General features: G+C 36.5%; 16 protein-coding genes. 13 read left to right on the top strand and 3 right to left on the bottom strand.

Annotation, left to right across the window (positions count from 1 at the left end):
• Positions 1-118: 118 nt before the first annotated feature.
• Genes LV92_RS13070 through LV92_RS13060 form a run of 3 tightly spaced genes read left to right on the top strand, consistent with a single transcriptional unit; the run spans position 119 to position 4,225 of the window.
• The gene (locus LV92_RS13070; protein ID WP_111624072.1) at positions 119-2,401 is read left to right on the top strand and encodes an ATP-binding cassette domain-containing protein; all 2,283 of its coding nucleotides are present in this window, start codon (positions 119-121) and stop codon (positions 2,399-2,401) included.
• Positions 2,401-3,381: a hypothetical protein gene (locus LV92_RS13065; protein ID WP_111624071.1), complete on the top strand. Its 981-nt coding sequence runs from the start codon at positions 2,401-2,403 to the stop codon at positions 3,379-3,381. The genes LV92_RS13070 and LV92_RS13065 overlap by 1 nt, the downstream gene beginning before the upstream one ends.
• Before the next feature lies 1 nt (position 3,382).
• Entirely contained in the window at positions 3,383-4,225 is an 843-nt protein-coding gene (locus LV92_RS13060) for a GIY-YIG nuclease family protein (RefSeq protein ID WP_111624070.1), read from the top strand.
• 69 nt (positions 4,226-4,294) lie between these two features.
• Here LV92_RS13060 and LV92_RS13055 read toward each other — a convergent pair whose 3' ends face one another.
• From LV92_RS13055 to LV92_RS13045, 3 genes are all read right to left on the bottom strand, one after another.
• A complete protein-coding gene (locus tag LV92_RS13055; RefSeq protein ID WP_111624069.1) occupies positions 4,295-5,155 on the bottom strand; it encodes a hypothetical protein in 861 nt (286 codons plus the stop codon).
• A gap of 154 nt (positions 5,156-5,309) precedes the next feature.
• Positions 5,310-6,926: a hypothetical protein gene (locus tag LV92_RS13050; RefSeq protein WP_111624068.1), complete on the bottom strand. Its 1,617-nt coding sequence runs from the start codon at positions 6,924-6,926 to the stop codon at positions 5,310-5,312.
• A gap of 739 nt (positions 6,927-7,665) precedes the next feature.
• A complete protein-coding gene (locus LV92_RS13045; RefSeq protein ID WP_111624067.1) occupies positions 7,666-8,883 on the bottom strand; it encodes a site-specific integrase in 1,218 nt (405 codons plus the stop codon).
• Between the two features lie 762 nt (positions 8,884-9,645).
• Here LV92_RS13045 and LV92_RS13040 point away from each other — a divergent pair.
• The 10 genes from LV92_RS13040 to LV92_RS12995 all read left to right on the top strand — a co-directional run bounded on the left by LV92_RS13040 (position 9,646) and on the right by LV92_RS12995 (position 23,062).
• Complete coding sequence (locus tag LV92_RS13040) at positions 9,646-10,233, top strand: hypothetical protein (RefSeq protein WP_111624066.1); 588 nt, start codon at positions 9,646-9,648, stop codon at positions 10,231-10,233.
• Between the two features lie 187 nt (positions 10,234-10,420).
• On the top strand, positions 10,421-11,461 hold the full coding sequence (locus tag LV92_RS13035) for a sensor histidine kinase (protein ID WP_111624065.1): 1,041 nt from the start codon (positions 10,421-10,423) through the stop codon (positions 11,459-11,461).
• Complete coding sequence (locus LV92_RS13030; RefSeq protein ID WP_111624064.1) at positions 11,458-12,171, top strand: LytR/AlgR family response regulator transcription factor; 714 nt, start codon at positions 11,458-11,460, stop codon at positions 12,169-12,171. Before LV92_RS13035 ends, LV92_RS13030 begins: the two co-directional genes overlap by 4 nt.
• Before the next feature lie 161 nt (positions 12,172-12,332).
• Positions 12,333-13,799, top strand: a complete 1,467-nt coding sequence (locus LV92_RS13025) for a flavin monoamine oxidase family protein (protein ID WP_111624063.1) — start codon at positions 12,333-12,335, stop codon at positions 13,797-13,799.
• Between the two features lie 9 nt (positions 13,800-13,808).
• On the top strand, positions 13,809-14,519 hold the full coding sequence (locus tag LV92_RS13020; protein WP_111624062.1) for a c-type cytochrome: 711 nt from the start codon (positions 13,809-13,811) through the stop codon (positions 14,517-14,519).
• Positions 14,520-14,900: 381 nt separating this feature from the next.
• Entirely contained in the window at positions 14,901-16,481 is a 1,581-nt protein-coding gene (locus LV92_RS13015; RefSeq protein WP_111624061.1) for a sulfatase family protein, read from the top strand.
• Between the two features lie 133 nt (positions 16,482-16,614).
• On the top strand, positions 16,615-18,204 hold the full coding sequence (locus LV92_RS13010; protein WP_111624060.1) for a sulfatase: 1,590 nt from the start codon (positions 16,615-16,617) through the stop codon (positions 18,202-18,204).
• Between the two features lie 29 nt (positions 18,205-18,233).
• The gene (locus LV92_RS13005) at positions 18,234-20,183 is read left to right on the top strand and encodes a glycoside hydrolase family 97 protein (protein WP_211322974.1); all 1,950 of its coding nucleotides are present in this window, start codon (positions 18,234-18,236) and stop codon (positions 20,181-20,183) included.
• Between the two features lie 287 nt (positions 20,184-20,470).
• Positions 20,471-21,997: a sulfatase gene (locus LV92_RS13000; RefSeq protein WP_111624058.1), complete on the top strand. Its 1,527-nt coding sequence runs from the start codon at positions 20,471-20,473 to the stop codon at positions 21,995-21,997.
• Between the two features lie 24 nt (positions 21,998-22,021).
• The gene (locus LV92_RS12995) at positions 22,022-23,062 is read left to right on the top strand and encodes a family 43 glycosylhydrolase (protein WP_111624057.1); all 1,041 of its coding nucleotides are present in this window, start codon (positions 22,022-22,024) and stop codon (positions 23,060-23,062) included.
• Positions 23,063-23,166 lie beyond the last annotated feature (104 nt).

Genomic DNA, 23,166 nt, shown 5'->3' with positions numbered 1-23,166 from the left:
TTAAGTTTACTCGAAATATGATTCCTTGAATTGCAGCTGTAAATTTTGAGGTATTCAGGCCAATCTTTGTGTTTATTATGTGCAAGGTTTAAATAAATGATTAAAATGTAGGGATTATATGAGTGGATTTAAGTTGTTGGCAATAAGAACTGGAAAAAATTTAAGTAAAGAAACACCAAATGAGAACCAAATAAATTTCTTTAAAGTGCTAAAAAGTAATACTTTTTATAAGTTTTATTCAGAATATAGTTATTTAAATGAAAGTAAGGTAGAGGTTAGTGAAGCAATTGAAAAGGTAGGCTTTATTAAATATGAACCTACTGTTCCTGAAAATTTATATAATAAAAATGGCCCTAATATCAATATTTCTGCAATTGTTGGCAAAAATGGAAGTGGAAAAAGCACACTTCTGGAGTTGTATTATATTTCTATTTATTTATTATCAGTACATAAAGAACTTTTAGATTTTAATTTTACTTCAATTCAGGAAAAGGAAAAAGAATTAGTTAAAGATAGAGTTCAATATGCTACAAAACTGGATTCGGTTTTAACACAAGAAGAAAATAACCATACAGAAATTGATGAATTAATATCTGATATTCAAGAAAGGTTAGAAGTATTTGGTGATGAATATTTAAAATTCATTCCGTCACTCGAATATTTGCAAAATCAACTGGAAGAGTATAAGAGGTATGCTGAATTAGAGTATGATAAGGACTACTTTATAAAGAAAACAGAAGAGTATATAGATTGGACTAGAAACACAAACCAAATAATCAAATCGATTGATATTGAAATATTTTATCAACTAAATGATTGCTTTTATTCACTAAAAATTGGAGCTCATGAAAATTTTGATGAGTTTATTTCTATAAAAACAATTCCTAATATTTTTGAGGGAAATGTGGAAGAGAATTGCTCCAAAATCAAAGACATCGATGATCTATCAAAACATTTTTTTTATACCATAGCTGTTTCCTATTCTCATTATGGGTTAAATGCTCTAGAAGAAGGAGAATGGTTGAATGATCTTTTCCATAAAAATGATAGTTATCAAACACCTATTGTAATTAATCCGATGAGAACAAATGGTATAGTCGATATAAACAAAGAAAAAGAATTAGTTAACCAACGATTACTTTCTAATTTATTAGAACCAATTGATAAAAAGGACTCAATAACACTAAGACACCTAACTCCAGATAAAAAAGCTAATAGATTGTTATTGAAATTTAATGATGACAAGTTTGAGCAATACAGGAGAAATCACAAATTAAATGAGAACATTAAAGGAATAGAAATTACTACTAATAATTTGTATGAAGCATATACCGGTAGTAAAATAAAAAAACTAGAAAGCAAAATGTTTTCTGCAATGCATTATCAAATTCAAAATAAAATAATTAGAATCTGTGGGCTTTATGACAGATATAAACCTTTTTTGAAAGGAAATGAAATTCAGAATATTGACAAACTTGTTGATGAGTTAATAAATGACAGGAGTCATATTACATTTAAGATAAAACAAGCTATAAATTTTATAAAATTTGATCATATCAATTGTTATTCTGATATGGAATCTTCAGTAGATATCAATAATCTTTCTGAAAGAATAAATGAACTTATTGATGACGAAAATAGGGAAGGAAGGTTAAGGTCAACCATAGAGTTTCTTCCTCCCTCAATTTTTGATTTAAAAATAGAACTAGAAGATGGAAGTCTCTTTGACCGCATGAGTTCTGGAGAGAAGCAAAAGATATATACTATTAGTAGTATTGTATATCATTTAATCAATCTAAATTCTGTATTTAATAATAGTGAAAAGGAATTAATAAAGTACAAGTATGTTAATATTCTATTTGACGAGGTAGAACAATATTATCACCCGGAGATGCAACGCACATTTGTTAATGATTTAATAAATTACATTGATAAAATAAACAGCATCAATATTGATAATATTAAGGGATTAAATATTCTTTTCGCAACACATTCTCCATTTATCTTGTCTGATATTCCACATCAAAATGTATTGAGATTATCCTTTGATGAAAAGGAGGTAAAGGAGGTTCATACTTTTGGTGCAAATATTCATGATTTATTAGCTAATGATTTCTTTTTGGATAAGGGATTTATGGGCGAATTTGCTAAAGGGAGAATTAATGAAACAATAGGATGGATAAATGAACATATAGAATTAAAAAAAACTAAGGACTTAGTCAAAAATGAGGCCTTTTATCAAAGCTATAAATATTATAAAAAGATAATTGAATTGATAGGCGAGCGTGTATTGAAAGTTAAGCTTATCCAAATGATATCTGAATTAAATGATGATAAAACTGAGTTCGAGGAAATGATTAAAAATGAAATCGAAAGATTAAATAATTTAATTAAAGATTAATGCAGTTTATAAATCCAGAGCAAGCACATATTAAAAAAGCATTGGAGGTGCATAAGGATAAGTTATTACCCATTTTAAACGCTAGAATTAATGAAAGTAAACATGTCGTTTTAAAACCTTTTCTAAAAAAGAATATTGAACAGATATTAATAGGCTCACCTTCGGATTTAATTAAACTACAAGACACTTTATTTAAGCAACTACCTAAGTTTAAGGTTTATTTGAAAGAAAAAAGAAATACCAAGAATTATTGTAAAAGTATAAGGAGAGTATATTCAAAATATTTGACTGAATTATTGAGAATAATAGACTATGATACTTTTTCTAATAAAAAAAAGAATAGTGATTATGATACATACAGATTAGCTCAAAATTTAAATATAAATACCTGTACATATTGTAATAGATTATACACCAAAACAGTCGTTAATACAATTGATAAAGGGAAGGTTGTTAAATTAACCAGACCAACTTTCGATCATTGGTTTCCGCAAAGTAAGAATCCTTTATTGGGCCTTTCTTTTTATAATTTAATACCTTCTTGCACTGTTTGTAACAGTTCTTTAAAAGGTTCAGTAGATATGACATTGGATCAATATTTACACCCTTATATAGATTGCGACATTAATTTTCAATTTAGTTATAAATTGAAAGCAATTGATCAAAATGAATTCACGATAACAAATATTGGAGATGATTTAAATTCAAGGTCTAAAAATACTTCTGATTTTTTTAAGTTAAAAGAAATTTATGAAACTCACTTAGATGAAATAGATGATTTAGTTAAAATTAAAAAAGCATATTCTGTTACTTACTTAAAGAATTTGAAAGATTTGTTTATGGAATCTAATCAACTAAGTAATGAGGAAATTTACAGACTTGCATTTGGTACTGAAATTAATGAGTTAAAGTTTGACAGGAGACCTTTAAGTAGAATGAAAAGAGATCTTTTAATTGAATTAGGGATTATTAGAAAATAATATGATTAACAGACCACAACCAATACAAATATTTCTTCCAGATGGTTCTCCAACAAGCATTCGTGAAGCAGAAATAACCAATAGGTTAGTTAAAGCCATTTTGTTTCCACGTAATAAAATGCAAGAAATAGTAAAAAGAGAACTGGTTCATTTTACAGGAGTCTATTTTTTATTTGGTATTACAGAAGATGGTGCAAAGCCATTAGTTTATATTGGAGAAGGAGAAGATTGTTTTAAACGTATCCAATCTCATAATCGCCTTAAGGATTTTTGGACCCACTGTGTAATAGTATCCACTAAAACAGATGAATACACAAAAACGGATGTAAAATTCTTGGAGCATTATTGTTTAGAGAAAGCGATAGAAGTAGGAAGATATAAACTGGATAATGATACAGGTTCTAAAAAACAATCCATTTCAGAGAGCAGGGAACATGATTTATTGGATAATTTTGATACTGCAAAAATATTATTGGCTACATTGGGTTACCCTATTTTTGAAGAGAAACGTAAAGCGCAAATCGCTAAAGAGTTATTCTATTGTAAGAGCAAAGATGCATCAGCAGCAGGTGAGTTAACTGACGATGGTTTTTTAGTGTATAAAGGTGGTAAAAGTACTATTATAGAAGCACAATCAATTGGAACTTGGGTTTCAAGATTAAGAAAACAACTTTTAGAGGATTTAATTTTAAAGGAGGAAAATGGAGTGTTTGTTTTTCAATCAGATCATGTATTTAACTCGCCTAGCGCAGCTGCAGCTACCGTGTTAGCTAGGGCGGCAAATGGTTGGACTTCTTGGAAGGATTTATCCGGAAAAACCTTGGATGAATTGAAAAGAAAATAAGGGGAGTCAAATAATTTTTTAATTAAACACTTTATGAGATAGTCCTTAGGCTTGTCATAGGAGGCATTATTAGCCAAAGGTTTTTTCCTGTTTCAGCATAAATTTTGTAAAATCTTCCATACAATAGTTTGTAATTGAGTGGATATTCCAATTGAATTTACCTTTTTCAAATAACTCGGATAAAATAACCAGTCCAAGGTCTTCTGAATTTTTGAAAAGGCTGATGGTCATTTCTCTTAAATAATCTTTCATATTATAATCGGTCTCCTTGCAATTCAATATATTGGGAAAAATAGTATCATTACTATATAACCCTGACTTCGGAATTCTTATTAGAATTTCGTCACCCTTTTTTGTTATTACAATTTCTTTGCCTTTATGAATTATAGCATCTCTAATTGTTCTGATTTCCTCCAAATATGGTTGAATATCAAAAAGAAATTGTCTTACTCTTAAGGGCAGTTTATCCTCGTTATTAGCCTTTTTTGAAAAAGAAATTAAATTATTCAACGAGTCTTTACCTGGGAAAGATTTCAGCTGCGTGTCCGTTAAACAGATTTTTATGAGGTGGAATAAAAAATCATACAAACTCCTAATATTAGTAAAGTAGTTTTCTAAAAGTAGACCAACATACAATCTCGTTTTGTGTTTGTTAACTTCAAGATTTTCGATAGTTTCATTTAATAGACAATAGTTTATGGCAAGATTATGTAAGTCGCTAGTAAATCCATAAATCGATGCTTTTATTTTTCCATACTCCCTTGATTTCCATAAATCTAAATCAACATTTAATTGCCCTTGAGGAGTATAGTGATTGGCAATCCAACTGTTCACAGCGGAAAGAAGAATTGAGGAAAATATTTCTTCTCCAACGTACCATTTTTCTCCATAAGTCAATATGGTGCCTTTTATTACTATTCTTTCTTTCAAGTTTTATATTCGATTTTGGTTAACGGTCATTTCTAAGGTTAGTTCCGTTGTTTTAGTCCCAAATTTAGCAAATACAAACCAAATAAAAATTCCGTTTGTATTTTCGTAAATAGGATAGCATCCAACCAATTAATTTCATTTATAAGGCAATACTCTAATCTTTTTTAACATAAAACTTCTCAATTATTCTTATTTCATTGCTAAAACCACGCTCTTTCAAAAGACTTAAAAGGGAGGCTCTGTCATATCCGGTATTCATAGCCACTGATTTAAGCTTACTCTTATCTAATTGTTTCAAAAATTCTTTCCCATCGTTCCAAAAATTAGCTGAAGTTATAAAAACACCTTTCGCTGATTTACCCTGGTTTATGTCATTCTTATACTCTTTGGCTGCAAATGGCATTGTCCTACGAAAAAACCATTTTAAGGATGCTTTAGTGCCTGAATCTCCCAATGGAATGATGGCTCCTTCATGATATCCTTTGAGTTCAACAAATACTATCTCGGGTGGGTTTGTGGAATTTATGATGTAATCATATTCATAACTATTTTTATCTCCCTCACTATTCATACGCGAAATAGTTTTGCCTCTTTGTATTGAAGACACTGGGTATAGGCTAGACAAAAGTGGATACATAAGAAATTCGAACAATGTGCCCCTTAACTCCTTCAAAGCTTCTTCTTGACCTGCATTACTAATTGATTTTAAAATGTTTTCAATTGTATTATCGATTCTACTTGTGTCTTTGAAAATTACTGATAATTCTCTTGTTTTATTCAGAATATCATATATTCTTGTTCCAAAAATGGCACCAATATCAAAAGCTATGATTCCAAGTTTGCTTATTTTATTAATAATTAATTCTGAAGATGAATTGTAAACTATTATGGGAAGAATTTTTCTCTTACTATCAACAACAGAATTTCTATTAATTTGAATTCTATTATAAAAAGCATCTAGGTGAACTTGAGTATAATCATTTGATAAAACAACATCTAATACTACCAAAGTTTGCTTATCAGCACTATCAGCCTTTGAACTAAGAATATGATTTATTCCAGTTGCACTGGTATAGCCAAATGCATCCCAAATTAGATTATTATGAATAGCTCCTAATGATGGTGTTTTTTTATTTCGATATATTACGTTTGATTTTTTTATTAAATTGGTTTTGCCTAGCCAGCTTAAAATGTCTGGTAATACGGAACAATCCATTACCATTTTCGAAAAGTGATTAAACATTAAAGCACCTTCAATACTATTTTGGACAGATTCCTTTTCATTCTTGTAAATAATATATACTACATTGTTTGAATCCCTTTTTGTGTAAACGATATTTAGTTTCAATAATATATTCAAGATATCATCAAGAGAAGAGACCTTGGTAGAGCTATTTTCTACTGTGGATGCTGTTACTTTTAGCCCTTCATAATATGATATAATTCCTTCATTAATATCCATTAACTCCAGCAACCTGAATATGGGAGGTCTGTTTTTTTTTACAATACTCTTTACACTATCCTTGTCTAATTCGAAATCATTAAATATGTAAACATATTGTTTCTTTCCAAAAGTATAAGGTGCTGAAGATTTAATAGCTTTTTTAGAAACTGCTCTCTTAAGAATTTGTCGAGCATTAGAGCTAGTTACACCAAACTCTTCAACAAGACCACTATTCAAATTTATAGCAGTTTCAAACAATTTTTCTTTGAGTAACTTGTTTAAAAACGAGTTGTATTTTTCTTGAGTTGTACTTTTATATTTACTCATATTGTCACACTGCCCTTATAAATTATATTTTTAACCTTTATCGTCCCCGTATTTTTTTGCGTAGTTAATAAAAATAATTTTAAATAACTGAAAATCAGATATTTAAATAAAATTGAAATATAGAAAAACGATTAAAGTTATTTAGCCCTGTTTAAATATAGTCACAAAATACGTTGATATATTCAAAAGAGATTAGAAATATCAATACTTTCATTTAAGAATCACCCAACTATTATGTGGCGGTTATTCTAAATTCAAAATTCAATTGTAGTTAAAATCACCATCGGTGGAATTAGTTAATTCTTCTGAAAAATCAAAAGTATTGACATTTCTTAATTTAAGGAAGCTAAAGGTGCTCTTGTAAGCATTATAGTATAAAGTTTAATAAAACGATTATTAATAACTCACGCCCTAAGTATATCAAAAATAGAAAACATGAATGCACTAAATAGAATTTTTATAGCGCTAGCGTGTTTCTTTATAACTCTGTCTTGTAAAGAAGATAAAAAAGTAACCTATAGCTCTCTAGAAACTGAAGTTGTTCCATCTGAAATAATTCTTCTATTTACACATTATAAGATAGTCCTTTATTCAGGAAAAACATACCGTTCAATGATTTTGAATGTTCATTGTCACTGAACACTTTAAAATAATTAACATATAATACAATTTGTCGTAATAATGATTTTATATATGTAGTTACTGTGTCCGCCATATCCACTTATTTAATCTACTATTTTTATTCGGGTTGCAACAGCACTTCAAGGGCTTTGTCCACAATCTCCGTATCTAATTCCTTCAAGTAGGCTTGGGTAACGCCCAGATTCTGGTGGCCCAAAGATTCACTAATTACATCGGTAGCTACACCTTTTTGTTTGAGGCAATTGGCAAAACTATGCCGGGCCACATAACTGCTGACGTTTTTTGTGATATTGCATAATTTGGCTACTTCCTTGAGTTCTATATTATAAATCCCCAACATTTTATGTTTCCGATCGGCAAGTTGGGTAGGGGTATAGTCTTCGCGAAACAGCAAGGGAAATACATACTTGTTACTATAACCATGTTCTCGGTAATAGTCCAATATTTTCTGAACAGGAGGCATAATGGCTATGGAGAAGTTTCCTTTGGTCTTCGCTCTGGTGTAATAGATGACATTAGCCTCAACATCTCTCCATTCCAAGCACATCATATCCGCGAAGTTCATTCCCCTGGTATAGAAGCTAAAAACAAAGTAATTTCTGGTATTGATCAAATGCGGGTGGTTAGTCAGATCTAAATTGATAATGCGCATAATCTCTTCAAAGTCTAATGCGCGTTTAAAACCTTTACCTCTTAGGCCCGATATCTTATAGGTTTTAAATGGATAAAGACTCTCCTTGATGACTCCTCTCGCTATAGCCTTATTAAATAATGCCCTTATGGCACGCATTTTTACACCAACGCCACCATCAGTGCCGCCTCTAGATCGAAGGAAGGCATCATACTTACTTAAAAAAGCAGAATTTACCTCTCTAAAATTTAACTTCTTGATTTTATGAAAAATTTGAATTGAAGTTTTAGCATCTTTATAGGATTTAGCGTTTCCTATACGTCCTGCATAGGTCATTTCTCCAATAATCTCATCAAAAAAGGCAAATACATCATTTTTTACTGGGTTGAATGTAACCCTATATCTAGTATCAAATTCCTGGATAGTGTAGTCTGGATTTTCAATTTCTAAATCCGTTATAATTTGATAGGCTCTTTCCTTGAACTTTACAAGTAGGCGGTTATATTGCACAGAGTTCAAATTCCTTTTATTGAAATTTCCAGTTGCTTCTACCCATTCACTCAACTTTGCACTGAACGGTGTTTTATAATGTCTGCATTGTCTTTCTTTTGTAACACGTAAACAAACGGGATAGGTTCCATCCGACAACAACTTTTTTTTGAGAACTATTTTGAGTGTAATCATATTTTATATATTTTGGGACAACATTTAAACTATATACCCTGACATCTCTAGTTGCATATGGTAGAATTGGGGACAACATAGGGACAACAAATAGACTATTAAATGTAAAAATTGTATTGCTAAATACAAAATAAATATTCATAAACAATTGGTAATCAGACCATAAGAAGGTAAATGACGTTACATGAAAACACCACTTTTGAGGCTGTTAATCAGAGGGTCCTTGGTTCGAGCCCAAGAGGGGGAGCAATTGCGACTGAAAGCCATCAGAAATGATGGATTTTTTTATTTTGCAAATTTTGGACGGGAAGGCTGTGCCGAGCGCTAGCCGAGGTGTTCCCAAAAGAGGGATCAGATAAGCCAGTTAAGACTTTAGTTTTACTGGTTTTTTTATTTTAATAAACTTTTTTATCCAATTAGTGGAGTAGCGGGCATTCTATAAAGGATTGGTATTTTGTTCCATAAAAGGTTTAGTTTATGGGAAATGATGATTTATGATACCATTTAAATCAAAGTCTGGTCCATTGTATCAAAAATTCCCTGATAGTCACCATTATCATTCCATGAAAAACGCTCCCCGAACATAACCCACATTATTTTAAGAGAACAGTACTGCTTCGATAATCGCTGAACTTTCCAGGTTCATCGCAAACTTTTCCGGGTTCATCTCATTTTTAAAAAATGCCTGATTTGGCGGCGTAAGTTTGTCCTGTAAATAAGTAGTAACCGTCTGTAATAAAGCAGACTTAAAACAATAATATCATGAAAAAGTTTTTAAAGAGTATAGCAGTAATGGCCCTAATGTTAATAACTATGACAAGTATGGCCAACAATCCTAAAATAAGTTTGACATCTGGTATCGATTCAAAAAGCCTAATATTTGAAATGGATGCCCTATCAATGGAATCCAAAATCAGAATGACCGATCAGAATTCTCAGACTATATATTCCGAGAATATTCTTAATGCCAATTATTCCAAAAGGTTCAACCTAAAAGACCTTGAAATCGGAACCTATAATTTTATCATTGAGAATCCCATTTCATCCTTGGTCTATACTTTTGTTATTGATAATAATGAAATTAAGATCGAGAACAAGGAAGAATACACCGCCAAACCAATTTTCAGAATAGCCGGCAACAAAATTTCTATAAACCTGTTCAATGGCAATCAGCAAAAAGTGGATATTGAAATATTGAATAGCAGTAGCGATATTGTTTTCCAGGAATCCACAAAAGGTGAATTGATTATTGGAAAGGTAATAAATTTTGAAAAAGCAATAAAAGGCAACTATACCATTATAGTAACAAACGGTAAAGAAACTTATTATCAGAATATCGTCATTGGTTAGGCCATAAAATAAGTTCAAATAAAAGCCCAGTTTGTAATTTAAAAGCGGTCCCTGGATTAAACTAGGGACCGTTTTCCTATTTACTTAACTTATCTCATTGGCCCAAGCATATAAAAGTCAATACAACTTTCTGCTATGCGTGTATCTACCTTTTGATTATCTTGTAAATCATCATCAAAAATATTTAATGAAACTAGATTTTAAATTCTTAAAAAAATATCAGAAAGTCATCGTACACATTTTAGTTTGGACGGCACTTTTTCTTTTACCCTATATTTTAGCACTACAGGTAGAAGATGGAGGCACCCGTTCTGAATTGACAAGAAAAATTCTTCAGTTGAACAGTATTATGAATATTTTGTGGGCGGCGACGTTCTACTTGAACACCCTAATTTTTGTTCCCAGATTTCTCTTCCAGAAAAAGATTTTTCTCTTTATTATCGGCAATATCATTTTTTTTGCGGGAGTAGTGTTGTTCAACAGATGGCTATATGGGGTTCTAATAATAGAACAGCCTTATTCTCTTTTCAATGGGATAACATTTAATGCGCTTTTTTTCTTGTTTTTTGCCTTGATCGGCACTGTTTTCAAGTCGGTTTCGGACAGGGTCAGAATGGAAAGTATTGCCCAAGAGCGAGAAAGTGAGAACTTAAAAACGGAACTCTCTTTTTTGCGTTCCCAGATCAGTCCCCATTTTTTGTTCAACGTGCTCAACAATATTGTTGCCTTGGTGCGACTTAAAAGTGAAGAACTGGAGCCTACCATCCTAAAACTCTCCTCCTTGATGCAATATATGCTATATGAAACAGATGATGACAAAGTATTGTTGAGAAGCGAGGTAGATTACCTACATAGCTATATAGACCTACAAAAACTCCGTTTTGGCGATCGACTTGCCTTAAATGTCGATTTGAAACTTAAGGAAGATTGGCACGCAATAGAACCCATGCTCCTGATTCCCTTTGTGGAAAATGCATTTAAACATGGTACGGGATTAATAAAGGACCCTGAAATAGATATTTCCTTACAGACCTTGAACAACAGGCTTACTTTTAGGGTAAAAAATAAATACATCGAAAAAGATAATGCAAAGGATAAGGTGTCGGGTATCGGCCTTGTCAATGTGCAACGAAGGTTACAACTTTTATACGGGAAGAAACATAGTCTCAATTTTGACAAGACCAATGATTGGTTTACCGTTACCCTGGAATTAACATTTGAACCATGATAAACTGTATCGCTATAGATGACGAGCCACTGGCGCTGGAGTTGCTTAAGGACAACATAAGCAAAGTGCCTTTCTTGAATTTGGTGGCTACTTGCAACAATGCTTTTATGGCTATGGAAACCATGGAAAAACACCCTGTGGACCTTGTGTTTATCGATATTCAAATGCCCGGCCTTACCGGGCTCCAATTTATAGGCAGTCTGGAAAAAAGGCCACTCGTAATATTTATCACGGCTTACAAACAATATGCGGTGGAAAGCTATGATCTGGACGTTGTGGATTATCTGGTAAAACCTGTGGCCTTGGAACGTTTTATAAAAGCCTGCCATCGTGCCAAGGAACTTTATGACCTGAAATCCGCAAAAAAAACTACGCCCAAAAAGACAGTAAAAGATCACTTTTTTGTAAATGTCGATTACAGTCAGCTAAAAATAACCTTCAATGATATTATTTGGATGAAGGGCTATGGAGATTATATCAAGTTTCATTTAAAGAATGCCGAACATCCTTTGGTAGTGCGTACAAGTTTCAAGGAATTGGATAGGGAATTGCCGCCAAACAAATTCATTAGGATCCATAAATCCTATTCGGTAGCTATTGATGCGATTACTGCAATTCGCAAAAACAGTGTCTTTTTGGGAGACAGGGAACTTTCTGTAGGGGAGACTTATAAGGAAGATTTGGAAAAATTGCTCCGCAGGGAAAACTAGATCTATCTGCTGAAAAAAAGGAAATTGCTTCGAACTTTTGGAGAAATTTTGATGAATACAGAAGTGTAAAAGTATTATTATCAATATTTTACGGGCTTTCGCAATCGATTTTGAAATCGATTTTAATTTATCTAGCTTTAAGAAGCGAAAACAATCTAACCATGGAAAAAAACAAACGAAGGGGTTTTATAAAGAACACCATTCAGGCAGGAGTGGGCCTTTCATTGCTCAGTATCGAAAATGCCAACGCTTCAGAAGCCAAGGTAGCACGGCCACTAAAAATAAAAAAGAACATAAATCCGAAAAAAGTAGTGGTTGGTGGAGCTGGCATGGGTGGGCTGTGCTGTGCCTATGAACTTATGAAGCTCGGTCATGACGTTACTGTTTTGGAAGCATCAGGAAGGCATGGCGGGCATGTGTTTACGGTACACGATGAGCTTTCCGATGGCTTGTATGGCGATGGAGGCCAAGAGCATATCACCAAACCAGGTTACGAATTGTACTGGCACTATATTGAAGAGTTCGGGCTAACCGCACTTCCGTACGAAAGAAGAAAAAATTTACTCATAAACATCAACGGTAAGTTTTATAATCAAAAAGAGCTAAACGACCCTTCTGTTTTGACAGGAATGGGATACAACAAAAAGGAAGTCGACTTTCTTGCTACGCATCCGTGGGGGGAGTTAAAAAGACTTTATATAGATTCCTATCTTGACAAATTTGAAGACGAATACCAACCATTTGCAGTTGGATATGATGCTATGGATACCATTCCTATGTCCAATATCTATAAAAAGGAAGGTGCATCGCAAAGAGCCTTAGAACGTTTAGGCGGAGATAACGCTTCCGCTTTACATGAGCTATGGCATTCATTTATTTTAAAGAATAGGGGCGTGGCTGAGTTTCCCATTGATGTTTATCACCTTAAAGGGGGTAACCAAATGCTTCCTAACGCCTTTGCTAGACATTTGGGTGCTCGTGTTTGGTTAAATCGCCAAATCACATCTATTCAGAATCTATCAAATAAGGTTGTTGTTCACTATAATGAAAACAAAGAGGCCAAAATTATAGAAGCAGACTTCTATGTGAATTGCATACCGCCACCGGCTTTTAATAAATTACCTGTCGAACCTGGCTTTTCGAAAGAAAAACAGTACGCACTCGATAATATAACTTACGATTCTTACCAACGCTTTATTTTTCAAGCCAGTTCAAAGTTTTGGTTGGAAGATGGTTTAGAGACCATCAATATGGAATTGGGACATCCGGATCTTTGGAGCGTTTGGCAGTCGGCCGAGGAAGTAGATACCCATCGCGTAATTATATTAGGGACAGGTCCTGGCGGTGTCAGCCCTGAAAGAGCACTCGCTGCTTTTAGGGAAGTTTATCCGGGAAAAAAAGATACCATTGAATTGGCTTTGGGAAGGGACTGGACCAAGCAAAAATATGCTCCTACCTGCGAGAGGCTGGCTTTTCCAATTGGAGAATTGGAAAAGTTCTGGCCTATACTTTTACAGCCGGAAGGGCGTATTCACTTTGCAGGAGCCTATGCCGACAACCTGAATTGGGGTACTGAAGCAGCAACACGATCTGCAAACCGCGTTGCGAAAGAAATCGATCAGGCTTAATCATTAACTATGTACTACTTTAGGCTTTTTGTTTTTATCGCATGTACTATTTATTGTGTAACGATTTCCGGTCAAGAAAATGAACCACCAGAGGTCAGAATTATTACTCCTATAGAAAATGAAAAATTTTCGTGGGGTACATTGATACCTTTTGAGATTGGAGTAAAGGACAAGGAAGATGGATACACTGAATACTCAGAAATCTCACCTAATAAAGTAATTTTAACAGTACAATATTTATCCGAAAGTCAAAAAGCTGCAAAAGGCTCGAACGAAGATTTCAATCGCACAATTGAAATACTCTCCTTCATGGGTACTTCAGGTTGTTTCACATGTCATAATGCCAAGGGAAATCTTATCGGTCCCTCTTTTGCTGATATTGCTGAGCGATATGCCAATGGTACAGAGTCTGTTGAACTTATTGCAAAAAAAATCCTTAAGGGCACACAAGGTAGTTGGGGAGATCAGATTATGCCTCCACACCCCAATATAACCCAAGAGGAGGCTAATCAGGTTGTCAAATGGATTCTGGAGAATAGTTCCGACTCGGATTTCAACTTTTTTTCAGGAACGAGCGGAGCTTTCAGAACACGCAATGCTCCTGATGGAAAAGAAACAGCAATATATTTATTAAATGCCTTCTATACCGATAAAGGCCTAAATGGGAATACCGAAGGTTCGAAGACAGGTTTGCATACCATACAATTACAGAAAAAATGAAAGCCGATGTATTAGGGTGTTCCTGATACCTAATTTGCATAAATTTTTATGAAGTGTAACCGAATATTAAACGAGGTTTCTAAACTATCGGTACCTTTCAGTTGAACCTTTATTACTTCAGGTTGGGTAACCAGTAAATAGCGGGCTATATAATTATTGCCCATATTCTCCATTTTCGAGGATTCAATCGAATTTAATGCATTATTTTACTGACATGACTTATTTGACTATAGTAAAGGCAAAAAAAGTATTGTAAATGGTTGTTTTACTAGTGGTAACATCAGTATTCATATGCTATTTTTAAAAATTGATTTTTCCTGGAAATCTAAGAATGAAAGCACTCCAGCGAATTGATTTAATCACCATCTAAATGTTAGTCAAATGACAAGTTTTACCAAAGTTATTACGCTACTGTTCATTTTCTCCCAGCTCTCTTGCCTTGCGCAAAGGAATAAGTCTACGACGGAAAAAAGGGTAGCCCAATCCCCAAATATTATCTACATCCTTGCTGATGACCTTGGATATGGCGATGTTAAAGCTTTTAACCCCGAAGGAAAAATTGCCACCCCTAATATGGACGCAATGGCAGCCAATGGAGTTAAGTTTACCGAAGCCCATACCTCATCAGCGGTATGTTCTCCCACCCGTTATGGTATTTTGACCGGGCGATATAATTGGAGAACTTCCTTAAAGAGTTTTGTGTTAAGTGGTTATTCCAAATCCTTGATTAAACAAGAACGTACCACTATTGCCGAAATGCTAAAAACTCAGGGTTATAACACCGCCTATATTGGGAAATGGCACCTGGGATGGGACTGGGATATAGAGGGTACGGATGCTAACTTAGAGCATGATAAAATGAATGTAAACCCCAAGGTAAACTTTGCCTCCCCCGTAAAAAATGGTCCGGCTACCCATGGGTTCGATTACTCCTTTGGTTTTTGTGGTTCACTGGACATGGCACCCTATGTGTATGTAGAGAACGATATGCCTACCATGGTGCCGACAAAGAATACGGTATCTGTTGACGAAAAAGGCATTTGGAGAAAAGGACCTACATCTGACGATTTTGTTCATGCTACCGTGCTCCAGGATCTGACGGATAAGGCTGTTGATTACATCAATACTAAAGCCAAAGGAAAATCCCCGTTCTTTCTTTATTTCCCTTTGCCTGCTCCACATACTCCAATTTTACCCACTACAGAATTTTTGGGCAGGAGCAATACCAATATGTATGGCGATTTTGTGATGCAGGTAGATGATGTGGTGCGTCAAATTAGGGAGGTTCTAAAAAAGCAGGGGATTTCAGATAATACTTTGTTGGTTTTTACCAGTGACAACGGTTGTTCGCCCAAAGCCGATTTTGAGGAGCTCGCCAAAGTAGATCATGATCCTAGCTACACTTTTAGGGGAACAAAGGCAGATATCTTTGAGGGTGGGCACCATGTGCCATTTATAGTAGAATGGCCCAATAATGCTCCCAAAAATGCAAGTTCCGACAAAATTATCTGTACCACCGATTTTTTTGCCACCTGCGCCGAATTAACAGGGTATAAAATTAAAGATACCGAGGCGGAGGACAGTTATAGTATGCTGTCTCTTATACAAGGGGAAAAAGATGAGGAAATACGTGAATATACCGTACATCATTCCATAAATGGGTCTTTTGCGATTAGGCAGGGTACTTGGAAATTAAGTGTTTGTCCGGGTTCGGGCGGTTGGAGCTACCCAAGGCCACAGGATATAGAGCAGGAGAATCTGGATTTGCCTTCCATGCAGCTATACAATTTAAAGGAGGATATTGGGGAAACAAAAAATCTGATCTCCGAATATCCAGAAAAGGCAGCGGAGCTGAAGGCGGCCCTTAAAAAAATCATACTCGACGGCAGAAGTACTGCCGGGGCAATACAGAAAAATGACGGGATGGAAGGTTGGAAACAAATTGAGGAAATTGTTAATTAATGTAAGTTCGGTTGAATTTTTATTTTTAATGATTTGTTTGGTTTAATGTTGTCGGGTCGAGCGCAGTCGAGACCTTATTTTAAATCGAATACACGCTAATTAAATTTTCCACAAATCAAAAAAACACAAGTCCATGCTAAGGCCCTACATATCCATCCTATTCCTTTTTTTGATATTCACTGTTTCTTGTCAAAAAAAGGAAAGTAACACCCAGCCCAATATTGTTTTCATCCTGGCAGATGATCTGGGCTATACCGATCTGAGTTGTATGGGCAGTACCTACTATGAAACACCCAACATTGACCGGATTGCTGATCAAGGAACTATTTTCACCAATGGATATGCTGCCAGTAGGGTCTGTAGTCCCTCACGGGCAAGTATAATGTCCGGGAAATTTACTGCTAGACACGACATCACGGTTCATATTGGGTCTCCATCCGGTGAGGAGTGGCGAAAAAGGAATCGCTTTACAAAATTGCTTCCTGCCGAATATACCCACAATCTGCCCAAAGAGTATATCACCATGCCCGAAGCCCTGAAACAGCAAGGGTATAAAACGTTTTTTGCAGGCAAGTGGCATTTGGGGGATAAGGGCTCTTGGCCCGAGGATCACGGATTTGATATCAACGTTGGCGGCTGGACATCAGGGGGGCCAAGGGGAGGTTATTTTTCACCCTATGAAAATCCAAATTTGGAAAACGGAAAGGATGGGGAGAACCTATCGCATCGCCTTGCCAAGGAAACAGTGAATTTCATTAAAGAAAATAATCCACAGAAAACTGGAAAACCATTTTTGGCCTATCTCTCCTTTTACGCGGTGCATTCGCCCATTCAGACCACAGAGAAAAAATGGAGGAAGTATCGCGATAAAGCAGAACAACAAGGAGTAGCGGAAACTGCCTTTAGCATGGGAAAATTTTTGCCCATTCGCCAGGTCCAGGATAATCCAATTTATGCGGGCCTGGTAGAGCAGATGGATGAAGCTGTTGGCCAAGTGCTTTCAGCGCTCGATGAGTTGGGGCTTGAGGAAAATACTATTGTTGTATTTACTTCCGACAATGGCGGGGTAGCTGCCGGGGATAATTTTTCGACTAGCAACAAACCCTTACGCGCTGGTAAAGGGTACCAGTTCGAGGGCGGTATAAGGGAACCCTATTTTATCAAAATACCCGGCCTTTCCAAAGGAGGTGAAAAAATTGATTTTCCTGTTTCGGGAACAGATTTCTATCCCACATTCTTGGAGTTGGCAGGTGGCCAACAACTTCCCCAGGAACATAACGATGGCATTAGTCTGCTCCCTTTGTTTAAAGGGGAAACCCTGGACGAACGGGCCCTTATCTGGCATTTTCCCCATTACGGTAACCAAGGGGGCGAACCTTCCTCGATTATTCGTCGGGGTCAGTGGAAGCTTATTCATTACTATGAGGACGGTAGAAAAGAACTCTATAACCTATCACAAGACCTAGGTGAGACGACCGATCTTGCATCAGCCCACCCCGATAAGGTGCAAGAACTTAACAAGGAATTATTCGACTATCTAACAAAGGTCGGGGCCAAATACGCAAAACCTGACCCCGAATATTCCGAAGAGAAGGCCAGGGAGTTTTTGAATAAAATGGAATACGAAAAAATGCCAGCTCTGGAAAAACAACGGATGGAGATGTTATCCACTGAATTTGACCCCAATAACAATTGGTGGGGCAGCACGGTGACCAAGGACTAAAAAGTGTATAAGCAAAAATTGAAATTAAAATGATAATGTGGAGAATGTTCTATTTTTTTGCCCTGTTGTCAGGATTGGTGTCCTGCGAAAAACCTCATGATAATTTCAACCTAGCTTCTCCAGATGGTAAGCTGTCCATTGGTATAGAACTTATTGATAATAAGTTGAATTACCGCGTACACTCGGGAGACATGGAAAGTATCGGCATTTCAGAACTGGAAATATTGCCAAACGCCTCAGTGGCCATCTTGAAGGCTTCTGAAAGTGAAAACGACGACACCTGGGATCCAGTTTGGGGGCAACAAAGTAGCATCAGGAATAATTTTAAAGAACTTCAATTGGATATTAATATCGATGGAGTAGGAGGGAAATTGCTGGCCAGGGCGTATAACGAAGGAGTCGCTTTCCGTTTTGTCCTTGATGAGGGCGAAAAACCAAAGGAAGCCAATTTTAAATGTACATACAATTTGCATAAAGGGAGTAATTATTTTGCACCAGCAGGTGAAAGTGAGCCCTTGGGCCCCGTTGATTATAAAGGATTGACCGATTATTTACAGGAGAATAATTCCAATAAAAGAAATATAAGCGTGCCGCTGGTGGTTGAATCGCCCGACCGATCCTATATGGCACTATTGGAGTCTGACCTCTATGCATCCAATGGCATTGATCCCATGCAGCTGGATATAGCGGGGACGGAAGGGAAATTACTGTCCGTAAACAATGTGCAATTAAACGAAAAGCAATGGACCAGTCCCTGGCGGGTAATTCTTTTTGGGAAATCGGCCGGGGACCTAGTGGTTAACACAGTACCCATTAATTTGGCAACTCCGTCGAAACTTGAAAATACGGATTGGATAAAGCCGGGAAAAACGTTGTGGGATTGGCGTGTTCACGGTTACACCGCTCCTGATGGTTTTGAGTATGGCATCAATACCGAAAGCTATTTCCGTTATATCGACTTTGCCGCTGAAAAGGGAATTGAATATTTCCTTATTGATGATTCATGGTATAAGGAAGTTACCAAAGGGCATTTTGAACTCTCGGATAAACTGGACTTGAAAAAGGTGATCGATTATGCCGCGGAAAAGGAAGTAGATCTGATGTTGTATTATGACAGGAGGCATGGGGAATATGGGGATGAAGAACTTTTTCCTTATTACCAGTCTTTGGGAATGAAAGGCATTAAATACGGTTTTATGGGCAGCAATGTTTATTTTACCAGAGAGGCCATTCAGAAAAGTGCCGCAAGTCAATTGCTGATCGACTTCCATGATAGTCCTGTACCTTTTACAGGTATACGGCGCACCTACCCTAATGCCATTACCCGCGAATATTGTCATGCCCAGCAAGATTCACGTCGGGCCTTTACCCCAGAATCATTCATTAAAATGGCACTGATAAATGCCATTACGGGGCCATTGGATATGAACAACGGCAACTTTGATTTAACGGGGATCAACAGTGGCTTGCGGCAAAAAGGCCCACGCGAAACAAATACTTATTTTTCAACTGTAGCCTCTGAAGCTGCCCGTACATTGGTTATTTTTAGTGGGTTGGTCTGCATCCCCGATGCACCGGAAGCGTATGAAGCCAAGGCTGATCTGTTCGAATTTATTCAAAAAATGCCAGTGGGTAAATGGGACGAAAGCCAGATCCTCCATTCTCAAATAGGAGAATATATTAGCACAGCAAGGCGACACGATAAGGAATGGTTTATTGGAAGTGTGTACAACCAACAAGGGGGAGAATTGAATATTGAACTCAACTTTCTGGAAACGGATACAGAATATGAGGTAACCTATTATGAGGATACTCCGGAAACCCATTGCAAAACTAATCCGGAAGCTTACCAAGTTCGAAGTGGTAAAGTAAAAAAAGATGATGTAATAAAGGCTATATTGGCTCCCGGTGGGGGACATTGTATGTGGATAAGGCCTGCTAATAATGGAGAGGATTCCGATTCCCAACTCCTTGAGTAAGCCGCATTGGTTACAGGTAGTAAATAGCCTGGTAAAATTATAGCAGAAAGTATGTCCGATTCATTGATATGTAATCAGGAAATGCCTATTTGCAATGAATTGCTTTTGTAGGGGCTTTCAATAGCGATATGGAGAATGGGTAAAAAAAGAAAATGCGCCTTCGGCACAACTATATTACTTGGAAGCGGATAAATATCAAACCAGTAACGTGTACAATCAGTATCGGAAGTGGTAAAAAAATGGAAGCTGTTTTTGAAACTTATATGCCCCAAGAATAATTTTGATGTATGATTAAGAAACAATCGCCTATTATAGGGAGCCTTGCTGGTGCTTTGTTCTCTATTTTATTAATTGTATCATGTACATTCAACCCCAAAACTGACAGGGGAAACCGGCCTAATATCATCTTTATTATGGCAGATGACCTAGGTTGGCAAGATGTTGGCTTTATGGGGAGCAAATGGTTTGAAACACCCAACCTGGATAAGTTGGCCGGGGAAAGCCTTGTTTTTAACAATGCCTATATGTACCCAACCTGCTCCCCATCAAGAGCGGCTTTGTTAACAGGGAAACAGTCTTTTAGAACGGGAATCTATAATGTGCCCGTACTGGAAAAAGGGGATAATGAAAACAATATATTTTCTCGTTGGACGGTAGGCTTGGAACACACTATGTATGCGGAACCCTTAAAAAAAGCGGGTTATCGATCCATTCATTTAGGGAAATGGCATGTGGTTGGGCCAAACCCGGAAAAAGAAATAAACTTTCCTTTGGACAACCCCTTAAAGCAACCCCCAAACGGAAATTTGGATTGGTTGCCAGACCATCTAACGGCCGATATCCAAAAATACTATCCTATTGGAAAAGGCTTTCATGAAAACGTAGGAGGTACTTGGTGGGGCGATCCTGCCCGCGGTTATCGGGATGGCTATAAGTCCGGAAGCGGTGGCTATAAAGCGCCTTTCAAAAATCCTTTTATAGAAGATAAGGAAGATGATGAATGGTTAACGGATAGGTTAACCGATGATGCCATCCATTTTATAAAGCGCAATAAAAAAGAGCCGTTTTTTGTAAACCTTCATTATTATGCACCGCATCGTCCTACAGTTCCAAGAAACAGGGAGTCATTTGAGAAATTTATGAGGAAAGTTGCTGATTCCATAACAGGTCAAGGAGAAAATGACCGGGAAGAAATTACCGGTTACGCCACCATGATAGCCTCCATTGATGAAAATGTAAAACGCATTTTTGACTATCTGGATCAGGAAGGTTTGAGGGAAAATACGATCGTTATTTTCACTTCCGACAACGGCTTTAATGGTTTGCAAAGCGGCACGAATATACTACGTGGAGCAAAAGGGACCATTTACGAAGGGGGCATACGAGTACCCGCTTTTGTAAATTGGAAGGGGCAGGTTGCTCCCGGAAATTCGGAAACGCCCATTTGCGGAATGGACTATTTCCCAACATTTTTGGACTTGGCCCAAGTGAAGGATTATAAGGGAGAACTGGATGGGGAAAGTTTGGTTCCTTTATTAAAAAACACGGCATTTAAAGAACGGGCACTGTTCTGGCATGTGGCCAGCACCTATAAAAACCCTCCCTGTTCCATTATCAGAAAGGACGAATGGAAGCTGATCCAGTTTTTAAATGATGGAAAAGTTGAATTGTACAACCTAGAAAAGGATTTAAAGGAAGCGCATAATTTAGTTGATGAAAATCCGGAAATAGTTTCTCAATTAATGCATGAACTCATAACTTGGCGAAAAAACAATAATGTGCCGCTTCCACCGGCGTCCGTTCTGGCATTTTAAACAAAATTAAAAACGAGAATACTTATGCAAATATCAATTAAAAAACCACTGAGTGTATTAAACGCATGTATAGTATTGGCAATACTTTTTTTGGCTAGCTGTAAATCCAAAAATGAAGAAAAACCCAAGGAAATAGCAGATTTTACGAGCCAATCAAGTGGACCGGCCAGCACTTTTACATATCAGGACATATCGGGTATTGGAATTGATAGTCTGTACAACAGGCGCGACAACAGCGATATTATAAAAGTAGGGGATACCTATTATGTTTGGTATTCTAGAATGGACAGGCCCATAACTCCGGGCTATTGGGCTACCATTTGGTATGCTACCTCGAAAGATGAAGGCTACACCTGGCAAGAACAGGGCATGGCCATTGGTCTAGGCGAGGAAGGTGAGTTTGACAGCCACTCTGTATTTACCCCAAATATCTTAGCACATAAAGGGAAATACTATTTGTACTATACAGGGGTGAAGCCCACTCCAGGCAATGCCAAAAATAAGTTCGAGAACAATTCGGAAACCGATTTTACCGCGATAGGATTGGCGGTAGCGGATAGTCCTGCAGGTCCTTTTGTAAGGGTCAAAAACAATCCGGTTTTGAAAATTAGTCAGGTGGATGAAGATTTTGATAGCTATAGGATCGATGATGCCAGTTTGTTGCTAAAAGATGAAAAAATATGGCTTTACTATAAGGGGAGATCGATTATCCATGGAAAGGAAGGGCCTAGGCTCACAAAAATGGGAGTTGCTATAGCTGATCAAGCTGAGGGACCATATGAAAAGCATCCAGAACCCTTGATAGATAAGGGACATGAAGTATTGATTTGGAACGAAAACGGAGGAGTTGCCTCCCTGGCATCGCTAAGCAAATCTATTCATTGGGCCAAGGATGGAATAAATTTTTCTCCAACAGAAGAAAATTTAACGAATATACCAATGGCTCCAGGCCTATATCGTCCACATTTGGAGGATGGTAACACTGCCAATGAAATTCCAGGCTGGGGTATTTCAATGAAAGGTAAAAAGGGAGTTGTGTATCTGGTTCGTTTTGAAATGAATTAATAGGGTAGTGGGTTTCCACTTAAAAATAGTCGGCTCCCATTAAGAACTGGGGTATTATACCAAAAAAAGTTTTAGATGATCTAAACAAAAAAATCCAACCTATC

Source organism: Arenibacter echinorum (genome assembly GCF_003259375.1).
Classification (GTDB): Bacteria; Bacteroidota; Bacteroidia; order Flavobacteriales; family Flavobacteriaceae; genus Arenibacter; species Arenibacter echinorum.
Note: the sequence above shows the minus strand (reverse complement) of the source record. Positions and strands in the feature narration are given on the sequence as shown.

Bases quoted from the DNA above. Each gene is read 5' to 3' on its own strand.
- LV92_RS13070 (WP_111624072.1), top strand. From the start codon at position 119: ATGAGTGGATTTAAGTTGTTGGCAATAAGAACTGGAAAAAATTTAAGT.
- LV92_RS13065 (WP_111624071.1), top strand. From the start codon at position 2,401: ATGCAGTTTATAAATCCAGAGCAAGCACATATTAAAAAAGCATTGGAG.
- LV92_RS13060 (WP_111624070.1), top strand. From the start codon at position 3,383: ATGATTAACAGACCACAACCAATACAAATATTTCTTCCAGATGGTTCT.
- LV92_RS13050 (WP_111624068.1), bottom strand. From the start codon at position 6,926: ATGAGTAAATATAAAAGTACAACTCAAGAAAAATACAACTCGTTTTTA.
- LV92_RS13045 (WP_111624067.1), bottom strand. From the start codon at position 8,883: ATGATTACACTCAAAATAGTTCTCAAAAAAAAGTTGTTGTCGGATGGA.
- LV92_RS13040 (WP_111624066.1), top strand. From the start codon at position 9,646: ATGAAAAAGTTTTTAAAGAGTATAGCAGTAATGGCCCTAATGTTAATA.
- LV92_RS13035 (WP_111624065.1), top strand. From the start codon at position 10,421: ATGAAACTAGATTTTAAATTCTTAAAAAAATATCAGAAAGTCATCGTA.
- LV92_RS13030 (WP_111624064.1), top strand. From the start codon at position 11,458: ATGATAAACTGTATCGCTATAGATGACGAGCCACTGGCGCTGGAGTTG.
- LV92_RS13025 (WP_111624063.1), top strand. From the start codon at position 12,333: ATGGAAAAAAACAAACGAAGGGGTTTTATAAAGAACACCATTCAGGCA.
- LV92_RS13020 (WP_111624062.1), top strand. From the start codon at position 13,809: ATGTACTACTTTAGGCTTTTTGTTTTTATCGCATGTACTATTTATTGT.
- LV92_RS13015 (WP_111624061.1), top strand. From the start codon at position 14,901: ATGACAAGTTTTACCAAAGTTATTACGCTACTGTTCATTTTCTCCCAG.
- LV92_RS13010 (WP_111624060.1), top strand. From the start codon at position 16,615: ATGCTAAGGCCCTACATATCCATCCTATTCCTTTTTTTGATATTCACT.
- LV92_RS13005 (WP_211322974.1), top strand. From the start codon at position 18,234: ATGATAATGTGGAGAATGTTCTATTTTTTTGCCCTGTTGTCAGGATTG.
- LV92_RS13000 (WP_111624058.1), top strand. From the start codon at position 20,471: ATGATTAAGAAACAATCGCCTATTATAGGGAGCCTTGCTGGTGCTTTG.
- LV92_RS12995 (WP_111624057.1), top strand. From the start codon at position 22,022: ATGCAAATATCAATTAAAAAACCACTGAGTGTATTAAACGCATGTATA.